Origin of the sequence: Pseudomonas sp. C11, from assembly GCF_034683865.1 — a bacterium.
Lineage (GTDB): Bacteria > Pseudomonadota > Gammaproteobacteria > Pseudomonadales > Pseudomonadaceae > Aquipseudomonas.
This window is the reverse complement of sequence record NZ_JAWIIP010000003.1, coordinates 300,342-317,106: the sequence shown is the minus strand read 5'-3', so window position 1 is coordinate 317,106 and position 16,765 is coordinate 300,342. Positions and strand designations below refer to the sequence as shown.

The window sequence follows — 16,765 nt, the reverse complement described above, 5'->3', positions numbered from 1 at the left end:
GCGGCGCCTGAGCGCCGTCGCGGGATGTTCATGTGCAACCCATTGCCGATAAGACGTCTACATGTCCGCCAATCCGCTGGAAAGTCCGAATCTCGATCTGGTGCTGCTCACGGCGCTGCAGTTTTCCGAACAGGCCGCACTCGAACCCATGCAATTGATCGCCGTGGCCGAGCGCCTGGGCCATGCTGGTCGACCGGCCGACGTGGTGCGGCTCTACCAGACCTGGCTGCAGCACTGCAGCTCGAGCGCCGATTACATCGTGCAGTTCAACCTCGGCGTGACGTTGTCGCAGCTGGAACAGTTGCCGGCTGCCGAGCAGGCCTACCGTGCGGCGATTGCGCGCAAGCCGGATTTCGTCCAAGCCTGGTTCAACCTGGGTGCGGTGATCGAGCGCCAGGGGCGCGCGGAAAACGCCCTGATCATCTGGCAGTCGATGCTCGATCATCCGCTGGTGGCGCCTGATCTGAACCACGACCTGTATGTCATGGTGCTCAACAGCATGGGCCGCCTGATGGAAGAAGTGCGCAAGCTGGAGGAGGCCGAGCAGAAACTGCTGGCCAGCCTGCAGGCCGAGCCCGACCAGCCCAAGGTGATCCAGCATTGGGTGCACCTGCGCCAGAAGCAGTGCCAGTGGCCGGTGTTCGAGCCGACGGCGGGGCTGTCGCGCGGTGACCTGCTCAAGTCCACCTCGCCATTGGCGATGTTGTCGGCCAGTGATGATCCGGGCCTGCAGCTGGCGACCGCCATGCATTTCGTCAGTGAGCGTGTCAATCAGCGCGTCGCCCTGCTGGCGCCGCCCAACGGCTATACCCATCCCAAGCTGCGCATCGCCTTCCTGTCCTCGGACTTCTGCCTGCACGCGGTGTCGCTGCTGACGGTCGAGCTGTTCGAGCTGCTCGATCGCGAGCGCTTCGAGGTCTACGGCTTCTGCTGGAGCCGCGAGGATGGTTCGGCGCTGCGGGCGCGGGTGAAGGCGGCCATGGATCACTTCCTGCCGATCGGCAGTCTCGATGATGCCAGCGCCGCGCAACTGATCCGCCAGCATGAGATCGATATCCTGGTCGACCTGCAGGGCCTGACCTCCGGGGCGCGGCCGAATATCCTCGCCTACCGCCCGGCTCCCTTGCAGTTGACCTACCTGGGTTTCCCCGGCCCAACCGGCCTGCCCTGCGTCGACTACGTGATCGCCGACCGCTACCTGATCCCGGAAGACGAGAAACCCTTCTACAGCGAGAAGCCGCTGTACCTGCCGGTGTTCCAGTGCAGCGATCGCCAACGCCCGGTGGCGCCGTTGCCGTCGCGTAGCGAATGCGGCCTGCCGGAGGATCGTTTCGTCTTCTGCTGCTTCAACAACAACTACAAGTTCAACGAGGAGATGTTCTCCTGCTGGATGCGTATCCTCGCCGCCGTGCCGGACAGCCTGTTCTGGCTGCTGGCCGACAACCAGTGGTCGCAGGCCAACCTGATCGCCTGTGCCGAGCGCCACGGCGTGGCCGCCGAGCGCCTGATCTTCGCCCCGCGTGTCGCCCCGGAGCTGTACCTGGCTCGTTACACCTGCGCCGATCTGTTCCTCGATGCCTACCCCTTCAATGGCGGCACCACGGCCAACGATGCCCTGTGGATGGGGCTACCGGTGCTGACGCGTTCCGGTCGCACCTTCGCCTCGCGCATGGCCGGCAGCCTGCTCACCGCGCTGGAATTGCCCGAGCTGATCACCGACAACCTGGCTGACTACGAGCAACGGGCGGTCGAGCTGGCGCGTGATCCCGCGCAACTGGCGGCTTTGCGCCAGCGCCTGCAACAGGGGCGGGAGACCTCGCTGCTGTTCGACATGCCACGCTTCGTACGCAGTTTCGAGGATGCCGTCAGTACTGCCTATCAGCACCACCGCTAAGCTCCATACGAAAAAGTGTCTGCGCATCGGTGATGCTGCGTTAAAAACAGGCTCAGAATGCTCATTTACAACACGTAAACTCCGCTTCTTCGCCTGTTTTTGCCTTGCCTGACCTTCGCTCGACGACTTTTCGTACAGATCTTTGTTCCGGAGAATGCCCCCGATGTCCGCCGATGCCGTCCACCTGTTTCATATTGCCTACTCGGAGGCGACCTACCGGGACATGCCCGCCGGTTACCAGTTGCTCGACAATATGGCGCACGAGCGCGACGACTGGCGCGAGTACTGGCCGATCCGCCGCTTCCTGCTGGAGCAGCCGCTGGACGAGCAGGCCTTCTACGGCTTCTTTTCGCCACGCTTCAAGGAAAAGACCGGGCTCGACCATGCTCATGTGACGGCTTTCGTGCAGGCCAGCGGCGCTGATGTCTGCACCTTCAGCCCGCAGCCGGACATGGGCGCTTTCTTCCTCAACGTCTTCGAGCAGGAAGAGCTGTTCCAGCCGGGGTTCCTCGAGACCAGCCAGGCCTTCCTGGCGCGTGCCGGCATCGATCTGGCGCTGCGCAACCTGGTAATGGATTCGCGGCAGGTGGTGTTCAGCAACTACATCGTCGCCCGGCCGGCCTTCTGGCGACGCTGGCTTGAACTCAACGAGCAACTGTTTGCCATCTGCGAGCAGGAGAGCAGCGAACTGGCCGAGCGCCTGCGCCAGTCCTCGTCCTATCCGGGCGCGGTACCGTGCAAGGTGTTCCTGATGGAGCGCCTGGCATCGCTGTTATTGGCCATCGAGCCGCAATGGCGAGTGCGTGCCTACAACACCTTCGATTGTGCCTGGTCGGCCAGTCGCCTGAACCAGTTCCGGCTCGAGGCGGTGATGAGCGATGCGCTGAAGATCGCCATGCGCGAGCAGGGCTTCGGCCAGTATCTGGAGGCGTTCACGGCGCTGCGTGATCGCCTGCGCTGACGCGTCAGAAGAGCTGTTCGATGCGCTGCATCACGCCCCGGTGCATCAGGCCGCTGCGTGCGTGCAGCACGACCAGGCTCTGCAGCATGTCCAGCTTGCTGTTGAGCAGATCGCGGCGCGCGGCGAACAGGCTCTGTTGCGCATTGAGGATGTCCACCGTCGAACGTACCCCAGCCTGGTAGCCTTTTTCTGCTGACTCCAGCGCGCGCTGGCTGGAGCGCACGGCCGTCTGCAGGGCGCGACTCTTGGCATAACCACTGACCACGCCGAGGTAACTGCGCTCGATGTCCTCGGCCAGTTGCCGGGCCTCGTCGTCGAGCTGTGACTGGGCGCTGGACAGGGCGTACTGCGATTTACGCGAGGCCGCATTTACACCGCCACCGGCATACAACGGCACGCTCAGCGACAGCCCCAGGTAGGAGGTGGATTGGCGTCGGTAGTCCTCGCTGAGGTTGTCACGGTCGCTGTGGTTGAGCTCGCCGACCAGTGCTAGCGTCGGATAATGGCCGGCTCGTTGCACGCCGACTTCCGCCTCCGCGACGGCGACCGATTCCCGGCGTGCATCCATGCGCGGCGCTGCGCTGCGTGCCTGGGCCTGCCAGAAGGCGAGATCCTGCTCGGCCAGCAAGGGCGCTGCAGGGGGCAGTTCGTCATCCATGGCCGTGATCGTCTCGACCCCCACACCGGTGCGGCCGGAAAGGGCATGCAGGGCGGCCTGCAGGCGCGCGCGAGTCTCGATCTGCAGGGCTAGGATCAGGTCGAGCCGTGCCTGGGCCTCGTCGATATCGGTGATGGTGCCGTCGCCGGCCTCGAACAGACGCCGGGTCTGTTTGACCAGGCCTTCGATGGCGATCTGCTGCTGCTCGCTCAGGCGCAGTTCGTTTTCCTGGCGGGCGACCTCGAAGTAGGCTTCCACAACCCGTGGGAACAGTTCCTGGAAGGCGTCGTCGTAGAGCGCCTCACCCATCCGCTGGCGAGCCTTGGCCTGAGCGTAGTAAGCCGCCTTGGCGCGATCGTAGAGCGTCTGGCGAGCGCTCATGCTGAGGCCGCTGGTGGTGTAACGCTGGTCGATGGTGCCGCTGTCGAGATCACGCCCGCTGAGCTGGCGGGTGCTGCCGTAGTTGCCGTTCAGGCTGACCTGCGGCAGCAGAGGGGCGAGCCCGATGTCCTTTTCCTGCTGACTGGCCTGGTAGTCGGAAGTGGCTGCCTGAAAGCTCGGGTCGTTATACAGCGCATTGTCGTAGGCATCGAGCAGGCTCATGGGGGGCTGCTCGGCGGCGCAAACCATCAGGGGCAGGAGGCTCGACAGGGTGAGAATCAGCAGGCGCATGGTCATTCTTCCTTGAGCGCGCCGCGGATGCGTTTTTCCAGAGGGCTGAGCAGGTACTTGAGGAAGGTGCGCTCACCCGTCTGCACCAGCACCTCGGCCTGCATGCCTGGCTTGACCTCCAGGCCATGAGCTTGAAGATGCGCGACTGCCTCTGCGCCGACTTCCACCTCGACGGAAAAGTAGGGCTGCCCGGTCTTGTCGTCGAGCAACTGGTCACCGGATACCGTCAGCACCGTCCCCTCGACCACCGGCAGGGTGGCACTGTTGAGCGAGGAGAAGCGCAGGTTCACTGGCAGCCCGGTCTTCAGGCGGTCAGCGACCAGCGGCTCGAACTTGGCTTTGATGATCCAGGCCGAGCCCTGCGGCACGATGTCCATCAGGCGCTGGGCCGCCGGGATCACGCCCCCTTCGGTGTGTACGGCCAGGCCGATCACCTGGCCGGCGACCGGTGCGCGAATGGCGGCGTTGTTCACTTCGAATTCCAGGGCCTTGATGCGTTCCGACAGGCTGGAGGCCTCGGCGGCCACGCTGGCCAACTGGGACTCGGCATCGATACGGAAGCTCTGCTGCAGTTGCAGCGCCTGCAGCTTGGTCTCGGTGATGCTCTGGCGGGTCTTGCCGATATCCGACACCCCGGCGGTGAGCTGGGCGCTGAGTTGCGATGAATTGCGCTCGGCCTCGAACAGGCGATTACGCGGCACATAACCTTCGGCGGCCAGTTGGCGCAGGCCATCGAGCTCCTGGCGCTGGTAGTCGAGCTGGGTTTCCAGATGACGTTTGATCTGCTCATAGGCACGCAGCTGTTCGAGCAGCGAGGCCGTCTGGTTCTCGAGGATTTGCCGGCGGCTAGCCAGTTCGGCGCGGCGGGTTTCGACCAGGTTGGTCTGCAGATCCATGTTGCGTTTGGCGCGCGGGTCTTCGGCGCGCTCCAGCAGATCGTCCGGCCAGGCGATGTTGTCGAGGCCATGACGCTCCGCGCTCAGCCGGGCCTCGTTGGCGCGTGCGCTGAACCATTGGCTGAGAGCGACTTCCAGTTGCGACTGGGCCTGGATGGTATTGAGCTGGATGAGTACCTGCCCGGCGGCGACCCGGTCGCCCTCGCGCACCAGGATATTCTCCACCGCACCGCCGGCCAGCGCCTGCACGGTCTTGCGCTCGCCGGCGACCACCACCGTGCCGCTGCCGGCAACGCCTTGTGCCAGCGGTGCCAGGGCGGCCCAGAGGATGAAACCACCCAGGCCGATGGCGATGATCCACAGGCCGAGGCGAGCCGTCTTGCTGGCGTCGCGGTTGATGTCGGGCGGAGAGGTTAGGGTGCTGGACATGGCATCAACTCGTCTGGACACTGGCGCTGCTGGTGGCGCTGGGCGGCAGAAGCGCCTTGAGCACCTGATCGCGTGGGCCGAACATCTTCTGCGTGCCTTCCTGCAGCACCAGCAGTTTATCGACCACGGCCAGCACGCTCGGGCGGTGGGTCACCAGCACCACGGTCGAGCCATGCTTGCGCAAGGCATCGATGGCGGCCACCAGGGCGCTCTCGCCAGCGTCATCGAGGTTGGAATTGGGTTCGTCGAGGACGATCAGCGCCGGTTTGCCGTACAGCGCCCGAGCCAGGCCGATGCGCTGTTTCTGCCCACCGGACAGCCCCAGGCCACCAGGGCCCAGCTGGGTGTCGTAACCCTGCGGGAAGCGCAGCACCATCTGATGGATGCCGGCCAGGGTGGCAGCCTCGATCACCTGGTCGGAGTCGACCTCGCCGAAGCGCGCGATGTTCTCGGCCACGGTGCCATCGAACAGCTCGATATCCTGCGGCAGGTAGCCCAGGTGCGGGCCGAGCGCTTCGCTGTCCCACTGGTTGATCTCGGCGCCGTCCAGGCGTACCGAGCCATGACTGGCCGGCCACACGCCCACCATGGCCCGCGCCAGGGTGGATTTGCCGGACGCGCTGGGGCCGATCACCGCTAGCACTTCGGCCTTGTTCAGGGCCAGGTCGATACCGTTGACGGCCGGGCGCTTGCTGCCCGGGGGCGTGACCATCAGGCGTTCGATACGGATGGCGCCGGTCGGCGTGGGCAGGCTCATACGCTCGGCCTGGCGCGGGAATTCCTCGAGCAACTGGCACAGGCGGCGATAGCTGGCCTTGGCTCCGTCGAGCTGGCGCCAGGAGCCGATGGCCTGTTCGGCCGGCAGCATGGCTTTGCTGATGAGGAACCCGGCAGCCATCATCACGCCGCCGGAAATCTGCCCATCGAGGATCAGCAGCATGGCCAGACCCATGGCCAGTGACTGCCAGGCGGTGCGTACCAGGCGGGTGATGGTGGAAATCTTCGCTGCCTTGTCGCTGGCCGTCGTCTGTGCACCGATCAGGCGATGCTGCATTGCCGCCCAGCGCTGCTGCAGATTGCGCAGCATGCCCATTGCCTGGATCACTTCGGCATTCTGCAGGGTGCTGTTGACGTACTTGGCCGAGTTCACGGAAATCTGGTTAGCCTCGTCCATGCCCTTGCGTGTGGCCTGCTCGTTCCACAGCGCCAGGGCGAACAGGATCAGCGCGCCGAGCAGAGTGAACAGGCCCAGCCAGGGATGCAGCATGCCCGTGACGATCAGGAATATCGGCATCCAAGGCAGGTCGAGCAGGGCGATCAGGGCCGAGCCGGTGAGAAACTGGCGCAGGGCGTTGAGGTCGCTGAGTACCTGCGCCGGGTTGGCATTGTGTTCCTTCAGGCTCTTCTGGAAGGCAACGCCGAACAGGCGCTCGCCGAGGTCGAGATCGATGCCGACGCTCATCTTGATCATCACCTGGCCGCGTACCCATTCCACCAGCGCGCTGAGCAGGAACAGGCCGAGCGCGAGCACGGTCAGCAGGAGCAGGGTGGTTTCGTTGCGACTGGCCATGACCCGGTCGAAGACCTGCATCATGTAGAGCGCGGGTACCACGGTGAGCAGGTTGATCACGCCACTGAACAGGGCGATGACCCAGAACAGGTTGCGATAGCGCAGCAGGGCGGCATCGATATCACGGCGGGGGTCGAGGCGTAGACGCATAAACGGGCATTCTCGGCAGGTCCGGCATGATGCCATTATTGGCAGGGCTTGCGCTGGACTTCTGTGCCCCCTATGTCGGCAGGCGCTCACTCACACTTTAGCCGTGTTGGTGTGAGTGATGACACTGGTGCTTCCAGTGGGCGGGCTCTGCCAGGCAAGCGATCTCTCAGGCGTTGGCCAGTGTGCTGAAGGATTGGCTGGTGTAGAACTTGCTAGTGTGAAAGGGCTCACGGAGTGGCACATTCTGCGCCCCGTTTCGGCCTGTGTGGGTGGCGGTCTGCCAGCTATCACTGTGCTGCGGCGGACATGGCGGTTATCCTCGTGCAGTCTGTTTGATATCAACACGAGAAATGTCATGTTTAAACGCTTGCTGATGCTGCTGGGTAGCACTCTTATGGTGCTGGTCGGTACTGCGCGCGCCGAGGTAAGCCAATCCGAATCCCTGGTGCTGCTGACCGAGAACTTTCCGCCCTACAACATGGCGACCAATGGCAAGAATTTCGCACAGGACGAAAACATCAACGGCATTGCCGTGGAGATCGTCAGAGAGATGTTCAAGCGCGCGGGCGTTGGCTACAACCTGACCCTGCGTTTCCCCTGGGATCGCATCTATAACCTGGCGCTGGAAAAACCGGGTTATGGCGTGTTCGTCACGGCACGTTTGCCCGAGCGTGAAGCGCTGTTCAAGTGGGTTGGGCCGATTGGGCCGGATGACTGGGTCATGCTGGCCAAGGGCGATAGCCCGTTGCGTCTCGAGAGCCTCGAACAGGCCGCGAAGTACCGCATTGGTGCCTACAAGGGGGACGCCATCTCGCAATACCTGTCCGACAAGGGCATCGAGCACAGCGCTTCGCTGCGTGATCAGGAGAATGCACGCAAGCTGATGGCTGGGCAGATCGATCTGTGGGCTACGGGCGATCCGGCCGGGCGCTACCTGGCCAAGCAGGAGGGCATTGGGGGGCTGAAAACCGTTCTGCGCTTCGATAGCGCAGAACTCTACCTGGCCCTGAACCACGAGACGGCCGACGACCTCGTGGCCAGATTGCAGGCCGCGCTCGATGGCATGCGTGCCGAGGGCGTGATCGACGAGATTCAGGGGCGCTACCTCTAGATAGAACCTGGCAGTCGGCCACAAGCCGGCTGCTCGCCATGGATGGCGGACTCTCTGGGTGCCGATAGCCGGGCCCAGGTCAACGCAGGGATGCCGCGAGCCATAACCACAAATCATGCGAGCGGTACGTCTATGTTGAAAATACTGAAGAAAAGTCTGTTTCTCGCCCTGCTCTGTGCGGCTGGTCTGGCCCGTGCGGAGTTGCCTGCGGATTACAAGGTGGTGTTGCTGACCGAGAACTTCCCGCCGTTCAACATGGCGGTCGATGACAAGAACTTCGCCCGTGACGACTCGATCGACGGCATCAGTGCCGACATCGTGCGCGAGATGTTCAAGCGTGCCGGCATCGGCTACACCCTGACGCTGCGCTTTCCCTGGGATCGCCTGTACCGCCTGACCCTGGAAAAGCCCAACTACGGCCTGTTCTCCACCACCTACACCGAGGAGCGCAAGCCGCTGTTCAAATGGGTCGGCCCCATCGCCAAGACTGGCTGGGTGCTGCTGGCCGCCCCCGGCAGCGACATCAAGGTGTCGAGCCTGAAGGATGCGGCCAAGTACCGTATCGGTGCCTACAAGAACGACGCGGTCAGCCAGAGCCTGGAAAGCCAGGGGCTGGCGCCGATCAATGCGCTGCGGGATCAGGAGAACGTGAAGAAGCTGGTGCGCGGGCAGATCGACCTGTGGGCTACCACCGATCCGGTGGGGCGTTACCTGGCCAAGCAGGAAGACGTGACCGGCCTCAACACCGTATTGCGCTTCAAGGATGCCGAGCTGTACCTGGCCCTGAACAAGGACACCCCCGATGAGGTCGTGCAGCGCCTGCAGAAGGCGCTGGATAGCATGCGCGACGAAGGTTTCATCGAGGAAGTGACCAACAACTACCTCTGATGGTCGCGTCATGAAAAAGCCCGGGCATCTGGCCCGGGCTTTTTCGTTTCAGCGTGCGGGTTCAGTCGCCGCGGGTGACGTTCAGGCCCTTGAGCAGGTTCAGCGCCTGGCTCAACTGGTAGTCGTCGTCCTGCGGGCGGTCGGTGCGCGCGGCCTGTGCTGCCTTGGTCGGGCGATCAGCGCCGCCGTTGCCGTTGCCCAGATGGCCTTGCAGATCGGCTTCCTTGATGCCTTCGGCGTCCTGCTCACGAGTGACCTTGGCGCGGGCCACCTCGATGTCGGGGACGATGCCTTGCGCCTGGATCGAGCGACCGTTGGGGGTGAAGTACAGCGCGGTGGTCAGTTTCAGCGCACGGTCGTTGTTCAGCGGCAGCACGGTTTGCACCGAGCCTTTACCGAAGCTGTCGGTGCCCATCAGTACGGCGCGTTTGTGGTCCTGCAGGGCGCCGGCGACGATTTCCGAGGCCGAAGCGCTGCCACCGTTGATCAGCACCACCAGCGGTACGCCTTCGCTAGCATCGGCTGGGTCGGCGTTGAAGCGCAGTTCGGAGTTGGCCAGGCGGCCTTCGGTGTAGACGATCAGGCCACTCTTGAGGAAGTGGTCGGCCACTTCCACGGCAGCCTGCAGCACGCCGCCGGGGTTGTTGCGCAGGTCCATGACCAGGCCGCGCAGTTTCTTGTCGCCGTTTTCCTTGCGCAGCTTGGCCAGGGCCTTGCCGACTTCTTCGCCGGTGTTGACCTGGAACTGCGAGATGCGCAGGTAGCCGTAGCCGTCGTCGAGCAACTGGCTCTTGACGCTGCGTACCTTGATCACGGCGCGGGTGAGGGTGATGTCGAACGGGCGGCCGCCGTCACGCACCAGGGTCAGCTCGATCTTGCTGCCGGCCTTGCCGCGCATCTTGTCCACGGCTTCCATCATCGACAGGCCCTTGGTCGGCTGGCCGTCGATTTTGACGATCAGGTCACCGGGCTGGATGCCGGCCTTCGAGGCGGGTGTGTCATCGATGGGCGAGACCACCTTGACGAAGCCATCTTCCATGCCGACCTCGATGCCCAGGCCGCCGAATTCGCCGCTGGTGCTTTCCTGCAGTTCGGCGAAGGCTTCCGGCTCGAGGTAGGCCGAGTGCGGATCGAGGTTGCTGAGCATGCCCTTGATGGCGTTCTCCAGCAGTTCCTTGTCGCTGACCGGCTCGACATAGGCGGCCTTGATGCGATCCATCACCTCGGCGAAGGTGCGCAGTTCATCCAGCGGCAGCGGTGCCGCCTTGCTGCTCGCCGCCGGCGCGGGGGCGGGCTCTGCAGCCTGCAGGGCAGGAGCGCCGAGCAGCAGGCCAAGGGCCAGAGCCAGGCAGGTGGGGCGGAAGCGATGGTGCATGAAGACAACTCCTAAATGAGTAAAGCGCTTATCCCTGCGCGCGGCACCATTGTGCCGGATCACTCGGGCGGCCGTTCTGGCGGATGGCGAAATACAGGGCCGGGGTATCCTGGCCGCCACTGGTTCCAACCGTGGAAATGGCTTCACCGGCCTTGACCACGTCACCGGCCCGCTTGAGCAGACTCTGGTTGTGGCCGTACAGGCTCAGGTAACCGTTGCCGTGGTCGAGAATGACCAACAGGCCGGCGCCGCGCAACCAGTCGGCGAACACCACGCGTCCACCATGCACGGCGCGTACCTGGCTGCCGGCCTGAGCGCCGATCAGTACGCCGTCCCACTTAGTACGAGCGTCGTCGCCGCGAGGGGTTCCGTAGCCTGCTACCAATCGGCCATTGACTGGCCAAGGCAGTTTGCCGCGTGCGCTGGCAAAAGGCCCGCCGTAGACCGCGCCAGAGCTGACCAGTGGGCCACTGGAGGCGGGTTTGGCATGGCCTCTTGGCTGCGCTTCGCGGGCGGCCAGTTCGCGCTTGCGCGCTTCCTCGGCTTCGCGGGCCTGGCGCGCCAGGGTTTCCTCGATGGTCTTGAGTACCCGGCCGAGTTCGGCCTGCTCCTGCTCGCGGGCCTTGAGGCGCTGATCGCGGCTGGAGTATTCGCTGTTGAGCTTGGCCAGCGCCTGCTGGCGCTCCTTGCGGGCTTCGGCGAGCTGAGCGTGGCGCTGATCCAGTTCCGCTTTCTGTGCCTGCAGTTGGGTCTGATGGCTGGTGATTTCCAGCTCGACGTTGGCCAGTTGGCGCAGGGTCTCGTTGAAGGCCGAGAGTTGCTCCAGGCGCGCATGGCTCAGGTAGTCGTAGTAGGTGAGGGTGCGCGAGAACTTTTCCGGGTTCTGCTGGTTGAGCAGCAGTTTGAGGTATTCCTGGCGGCCGCTCTGGTAGGCCGCGCGGGCCTGGATGGCGATCAGTCGCTGCTGTTCAGCGCGTGCGCTCTGGAGTTTTTTTTTCTCCTGATCCAGGCGCTGGATTTCCGCCTCGCTGCTGTTGAGCTCGCGCTGCAGCTCGTTGACCTGCTTCTGCAGGTCGCCCATGTCGGTTTCGGTCTTCTTCAACTGCTGCTGCACGCCGGATTTTTCCTGCTGCAGTTTCTCCAGCAGTTTCTTCAGCTCGGTGACGTCCTGGCGTGCCGCATCCAGCTGGCGCTGGGTATCGGCGCGCTGGTCGGCCATGACCGGAGCGAGCAGGCTGCTGAGCAGAACGAGGAGGAGGACACGACGCATGAAGTGAGCGACACCTGGCGGAGTAGCGAATGGCGCTTAGTATGCCTAAAAAAGCAGCGGCAAGCTGCAAGCCGCAGGCTGTAAGCAGAGCGAAAGATTGTAGGGCGTCCTCGCCGAAGGCGGTACACCATCTGGCTTTCGCAAGATGGCGTACCGTTGGCTGCGCTAAGAGCGGCCGGCTTACGCCTTATTGCAGCTCGACGATGGTCTTGCCGGTCATCTCGCTTGGTTGCGGCAGGTCCATCAACGTGAGCAGGGTCGGCGCCACATCGGCCAGCACGCCGCCTGCGCGAATGCGCGCCGGGCGCTTGCCGACGTAGATGAACGGCACCGGCTCGCAGGTGTGCGCGGTGTGCGCCTGGCCTGTGCATTCATCTTCCATCTGCTCGACGTTGCCGTGGTCGGCGGTGATCAGCGCTTCGCCGCCGACCTTTTCCAGCGCCTCGGTGATGCGGCCGACGCAGGTGTCGAGGGTTTCTACGGCCTTGACCGCGGCCTCGAACACGCCGGTGTGGCCGACCATGTCGCCGTTGGCGTAGTTGACGATGATCACGTCATAGCGCTGGTTTTCGATGGCATCGACGATCTTGTCGGTGACTTCCGGCGCGCTCATTTCCGGCTTGAGGTCGTAGGTGGCGACGTTCGGCGAGGGAATCAGGATGCGTTCCTCACCTTCGAACGGCTCTTCGCGACCGCCGGAGAAGAAGAAGGTGACGTGGGCGTACTTTTCGGTCTCGGCGATGCGCAGTTGGGTCTTGCCGTTCTTCGCCAGGTATTCGCCGAGCACGTTGGTCAGGGCTTCCGGGGCGAAGGCGCTGGGCGCTTTGATGCTTGCCGCGTACTGGGTAAGCATGACGAAGCTGACTTGCGGTGCGCGCTTGCGCTCGAACTCCTTGAAGTCGGGCTCGACGAAGGCGCGGGTCAGTTCACGGGCACGGTCGGCGCGGAAGTTCATGAACACCACGGCGTCGCCATCCTCGACCTGCACCGGCGTACCGATGGTGGTGGCCTTGACGAACTCGTCGCTCTCGCCGCGTTCGTAGGCGGCCTGCAGGCCTTCCACGGCGGTGGCAGCGTTGGACTGGCCGGCGCCGTCGACGATCAGGTGGTAGGCCTGCTCGACGCGATCCCAGCGGTTGTCGCGATCCATGGCGAAGTAGCGGCCGGTGAGGCTGGCGATGCGACCCTTGCCGAGGCGGGCGAAGGCGGCATCGAGCAGTTCGATGGAAGGCTGCGCGCTCTTCGGCGGCGTGTCGCGGCCATCAAGGAAGGCATGCAGGTAGATCTTCTCGGCGCCACGCTTGGCGGCCAGTTCGGCCATGGCGACGATGTGATCCTGGTGGCTGTGCACGCCGCCATCGGAGAGCAGGCCGAGGATATGCACGGCCTTGCCGGCGCTCACGGCCTTGTCCACGGCTGCGTTGATCGTGGCGTTCTCGAAAAATTCGCCGTCGCGGATCGCCTTGGTCACGCGAGTGAAGTCCTGATACACCACGCGGCCAGCACCGAGGTTCATGTGGCCGACTTCGGAATTGCCCATCTGCCCGTCCGGCAGGCCGACATCCATGCCGCTGCCTGAAATCAGACCGTGCGGGTAGTTGGCGCGCAGGTGGTCATAGACCGGCGTATTGGCCGCGTAGATGGCGTTGTACTCGGGTTTGTCGCTGTGACCGAAGCCGTCGAGGATGATCAGAACCAAGGGTTTTGGCGTGGCGCTCATTAAACTGGCTCGCTGTGCGTCTGAAAGGGCATGGAACAGCCCGGCATTCTAGGGCCAAGCGCCTGGCGCGTCACTGCCAGACGGGGTTTGGCCGACCTGTGGGGCTGTGTATACTGGCCGGCATTTTACCGTCCTGGGCCTTATAGATGTTCGCCAACCTGATTGAGTTCGTTACCCACCACTATGTATTGGCCGGAACCTTCGTCGTTCTGCTGGTGCTGCTGATCGTCACCGAACTGCGCAAGGGCGGGCAGAGCCTGTCCAGCCGCGAGCTGACCGCGCTGGTCAACAGCGACAAGGGCGTGGTGCTCGACGTGCGTTCGCAGAAGGATTTTTCTGCCGGCCATATTGTCGACTCGCTGCACATTCCCTACGAGAAAGTGGCCGCGCGCATCGCCGAACTGGAAAAGCACAAGGCCAAGACCATCGTGGTGGTCGACGCCATGGGCCAGCACGCTGGCAGCATCGCCCGCGAACTGAAGAAAGCCGGTTACACCTCGGCCAAGCTGGCCGGTGGTATCGCCACCTGGCGCGGCGATAACCTGCCGCTGGTGAAGTGACATGACCAGCGTGGTCATCTACTCCAGCGACTGGTGCCCCTTCTGCATCCGTGCCAAGCAACTGCTGGCCAGCAAAGGGGTGGATTTCGAGGAGATTCGCGTCGATGGCCAGCCAGCCGTGCGCGCGGAGATGACCCGCAAGGCCGGGCGCACCTCGGTACCGCAAATCTGGATCGGCAGCACTCATGTGGGTGGCTGTGACGACCTCTATGCCTTGGAGCGCGCCGGCAAGCTCGATGCGCTGCTGCAGGGCACCGCTTGAAACCCCAACTTTAAGGAAGGCACGAGCCATGACCGAGCAAGCCAACAGCGGCGCCGCCGAAGCGCAGAACCCGCAATTCTCCCTGCAGCGCATCTACGTCAAGGACTTGTCCTTCGAAGCGCCGAAGAGCCCGGAAATCTTCCGTCAGGAGTGGACGCCGAGCGTCGGCCTGGATCTGAACACCCGCCAGAAGGCGCTGGAAGGTGACTTTCACGAAGTGGTGCTGACCCTGTCGGTGACCGTGAAGAACGGTGAAGAAGTGGCCTTCATCGCTGAAGTGCAGCAGGCTGGCATCTTCCTGATCAAGGGCCTGGACGCCGCTTCCATGAGCCACACCCTGGGGGCCTTCTGCCCGAACATCCTGTTCCCGTACGCTCGTGAAGCGCTGGACAGCCTGGTGACCCGTGGCTCGTTCCCGGCCCTGATGCTGTCGCCGGTGAACTTCGACGCGTTGTACGCGCAGGAGCTGCAGCGCATGCAGCAGGCTGGCGAAGCTACCGCTCACTAAGCGCGGCTCGGTTGTATGAAAAGCGCCCTTCGGGGCGCTTTTTGCGTTTTGTGGGGGCATGCCTGACCGGCAAGTTTGTGTGTTGGCTTGTGTTGGTGTTCTGGACGCCGCTTTGGGTGTCTTCAGATATTCCGGGTTTCGCCCCCTCGGGCGACTCACTTTTCTTTGAAGTGCGCAAAGAAAAGTAAGCAAAAGAAAGCGCACCCCATCATCCGGCCCTAGCTGCGCCAGGGTTCGTTCGCTCCATCGTTGCTCCGAGGGTCTGCTTACAAGGGCCATCCCTGGCCCTTTAAGCCTCTCGCGGCATCCATGCCGCTCGCCCCTCTACGCAACGATTCCACTCACCCTCCTGAAGGGGACATTCGCGCGCCTGAACGAACTGGCATTCCATGGTGCGCCCGGCGTGTTCTGGTAGCTGTGAAGTTGCGATGTGGCCGTCGAGTTAAACCAATACTTTCATTCACGTAGTTTTAGCTTGCCGGCTTTCAGTCGGCATTCCGGTCAGCCCTAAGGCTGACCCATGTTCAATAACTCCATGCTAATTCTGGGTTACCTAGGGTTCAGGCGCGTGCATAGCCCGCCCAGGAGGGCGAACGGAGTCGTCGTGGAAGAGGTCGAGCGGCATGGATGTCGCGAGAGCCGCGATGGGCCAGGGATGGCCCACCGCGGCGGGCCTCTGGAGCGACGATGGAGTGAGCGAACCCTCGCGTAGCGAGGGCCGGATGAACGGGCGGAAGGGTTTGGTGACTTTGCCCGCAAAGTCACTCGCCCAGGAGGGCGAAACAAAAAACACCGGCAGAAACGCGGCAATTCGGAACGGACACCTGAACAACCAACACGCCAACACAAACTTGCCAGCGCGGTGTCAGAACTGCCTTCCACTAAAAACTACGAAGAACCTTGCCTGCCGCCTCAATCCGCCTCGGCGAACCCGTTCTGCCGCCAGGCCTCGTAAACGGTCACCGCCACCGTATTGGACAGGTTCAGGCTGCGGCAACCCGCACGCATCGGCAAGCGCACGCGCTGCTCTGGCGGCAGGGCGTTACGCACCTCCTCCGGCAGACCACGACTCTCCGGGCCGAACAGAAAGGCATCTCCAGGCTGATAGGCGATCTCGTGAAACGGCTGCGAGCCCTTGGTGGTGAAGGCGAACAGGCGCGGCTGGCCGAGGCTTTCCAGGCAGCTTGGCAGGTCGGCATGACGCTTGAGCGTGGCGTATTCGTGATAATCCAGGCCAGCGCGGCGCAGGCGCTTGTCGTCCAGTTCGAAGCCCAAAGGCTCGATCAGGTGCAACTGGCAGCCGCTGTTGGCGCATAGCCTGATAATGTTGCCGGTATTGGGCGGGATTTCCGGTTGAAAGAGGATGACGTGGAACATGCAGCACTCCGAGCACTGGGACGAGCGCCATTCTACGCCGCCGGAAGATCCGCGGCCGCGTTTGCGCTGGCGTTTCATGGCATCGGTGATGTTGATCGCCTTTCTCGTCGGCCTGATGATCGGTCGCGTGTTCGATCCGCCACGGCTGCGTATCGCGGATGCCGAGGCCTGGGAGCAGGGCCTGCAGCTCTGGTTCAACCGTGAGCCGCAGACGCAGGCCGAGCGGGTCGAGGGGGCGCTGGTCTATCGCTTCGAGGATGCTTACGGTCGGGTGCGTGAAGGGCAACTGAAGCTGCCGCTGGGGCTGGTGAACTGGCGCATCGAGCGCGACGGGCGGGATTTGCTGCTGGTGCTGGTGTCGCCACGCCCGCTGAGCGGGGAATGGCGCGGTAGCGAGGTGGATGGGCGCTGGCGAGTGCAACTGGCGCTGCGTCCCGAATAAAGAAGGGGATTCCCCGGCCTGC

The 16,765-nt window shown here is 63.5% G+C and carries 15 protein-coding genes; 8 read left to right on the top strand and 7 right to left on the bottom strand.

Features of this window, described 5'->3' with window-relative positions; translation table 11 throughout:
* The first annotated feature begins 61 nt into the window (after positions 1-61).
* Together VC352_RS07540 and VC352_RS07535 are read left to right on the top strand one after the other, a co-directional pair.
* Positions 62-1,894 carry a tetratricopeptide repeat protein gene (locus tag VC352_RS07540; protein ID WP_322978964.1) on the top strand — a complete coding sequence of 611 codons (1,833 nt, stop codon included), beginning with the start codon at positions 62-64 and terminating at the stop codon, positions 1,892-1,894.
* Positions 1,895-2,057: 163 nt separating this feature from the next.
* Entirely contained in the window at positions 2,058-2,855 is a 798-nt protein-coding gene (locus tag VC352_RS07535; RefSeq protein WP_322978963.1) for a hypothetical protein, read from the top strand.
* 4 nt (positions 2,856-2,859) lie between these two features.
* On the opposite strand, the gene VC352_RS07530 is transcribed toward VC352_RS07535, so the two are convergent.
* From VC352_RS07530 to VC352_RS07520, 3 genes are read right to left on the bottom strand one after another with little or no spacing between them, the layout of a single operon-like run.
* Positions 2,860-4,185 (bottom strand): TolC family outer membrane protein, encoded by a 1,326-nt coding sequence (locus VC352_RS07530; protein ID WP_322978962.1) that lies wholly within the window; start codon positions 4,183-4,185, stop codon positions 2,860-2,862.
* Positions 4,186-4,187: 2 nt separating this feature from the next.
* Entirely contained in the window at positions 4,188-5,510 is a 1,323-nt protein-coding gene (locus VC352_RS07525) for an HlyD family type I secretion periplasmic adaptor subunit (protein WP_322978961.1), read from the bottom strand.
* 4 nt (positions 5,511-5,514) lie between these two features.
* Entirely contained in the window at positions 5,515-7,230 is a 1,716-nt protein-coding gene (locus VC352_RS07520; protein WP_322978960.1) for a type I secretion system permease/ATPase, read from the bottom strand.
* A gap of 355 nt (positions 7,231-7,585) precedes the next feature.
* On the opposite strand from VC352_RS07520, the gene VC352_RS07515 reads away from it, so the two are divergent.
* The gene (locus VC352_RS07515; protein ID WP_322978959.1) at positions 7,586-8,341 is read left to right on the top strand and encodes an ABC transporter substrate-binding protein; all 756 of its coding nucleotides are present in this window, start codon (positions 7,586-7,588) and stop codon (positions 8,339-8,341) included.
* Positions 8,342-8,473: 132 nt separating this feature from the next.
* Positions 8,474-9,229 carry an ABC transporter substrate-binding protein gene (locus VC352_RS07510; protein ID WP_322978958.1) on the top strand — a complete coding sequence of 252 codons (756 nt, stop codon included), beginning with the start codon at positions 8,474-8,476 and terminating at the stop codon, positions 9,227-9,229.
* A gap of 61 nt (positions 9,230-9,290) precedes the next feature.
* Here the strand turns inward: VC352_RS07510 and VC352_RS07505 are convergent, their stop codons facing one another.
* The 3 genes from VC352_RS07505 to gpmI all read right to left on the bottom strand — a co-directional run bounded on the left by VC352_RS07505 (position 9,291) and on the right by gpmI (position 13,594).
* Positions 9,291-10,604, bottom strand: a complete 1,314-nt coding sequence (locus VC352_RS07505) for a S41 family peptidase (RefSeq protein WP_322978957.1) — start codon at positions 10,602-10,604, stop codon at positions 9,291-9,293.
* Between the two features lie 28 nt (positions 10,605-10,632).
* On the bottom strand, positions 10,633-11,874 hold the full coding sequence (locus VC352_RS07500) for a murein hydrolase activator EnvC (RefSeq protein WP_322978956.1): 1,242 nt from the start codon (positions 11,872-11,874) through the stop codon (positions 10,633-10,635).
* A gap of 187 nt (positions 11,875-12,061) precedes the next feature.
* Entirely contained in the window at positions 12,062-13,594 is a 1,533-nt protein-coding gene (gene gpmI, locus VC352_RS07495) for a 2,3-bisphosphoglycerate-independent phosphoglycerate mutase (protein WP_322978955.1), read from the bottom strand.
* Positions 13,595-13,740: 146 nt separating this feature from the next.
* Here gpmI and VC352_RS07490 point away from each other — a divergent pair, with 146 nt between their 5' ends.
* Genes VC352_RS07490 through secB form a run of 3 tightly spaced genes read left to right on the top strand, consistent with a single transcriptional unit; the run spans position 13,741 to position 14,924 of the window.
* On the top strand, positions 13,741-14,154 hold the full coding sequence (locus VC352_RS07490) for a rhodanese-like domain-containing protein (protein ID WP_322978954.1): 414 nt from the start codon (positions 13,741-13,743) through the stop codon (positions 14,152-14,154).
* 1 nt (position 14,155) lies between these two features.
* Positions 14,156-14,416: a glutaredoxin 3 gene (grxC, locus tag VC352_RS07485; RefSeq protein ID WP_322978953.1), complete on the top strand. Its 261-nt coding sequence runs from the start codon at positions 14,156-14,158 to the stop codon at positions 14,414-14,416.
* 28 nt (positions 14,417-14,444) lie between these two features.
* Entirely contained in the window at positions 14,445-14,924 is a 480-nt protein-coding gene (secB, locus tag VC352_RS07480) for a protein-export chaperone SecB (RefSeq protein ID WP_322978952.1), read from the top strand.
* Positions 14,925-15,836: 912 nt separating this feature from the next.
* Here the strand turns inward: secB and trmL are convergent.
* On the bottom strand, positions 15,837-16,301 hold the full coding sequence (gene trmL / locus VC352_RS07475) for a tRNA (uridine(34)/cytosine(34)/5-carboxymethylaminomethyluridine(34)-2'-O)-methyltransferase TrmL (RefSeq protein WP_322978951.1): 465 nt from the start codon (positions 16,299-16,301) through the stop codon (positions 15,837-15,839).
* On the opposite strand from trmL, the gene VC352_RS07470 reads away from it, so the two are divergent.
* A complete protein-coding gene (locus tag VC352_RS07470; RefSeq protein WP_322978950.1) occupies positions 16,300-16,743 on the top strand; it encodes a hypothetical protein in 444 nt (147 codons plus the stop codon). The two genes, trmL and VC352_RS07470, sit on opposite strands and share 2 nt — an antisense overlap.
* Positions 16,744-16,765: the final 22 nt, after the last annotated feature.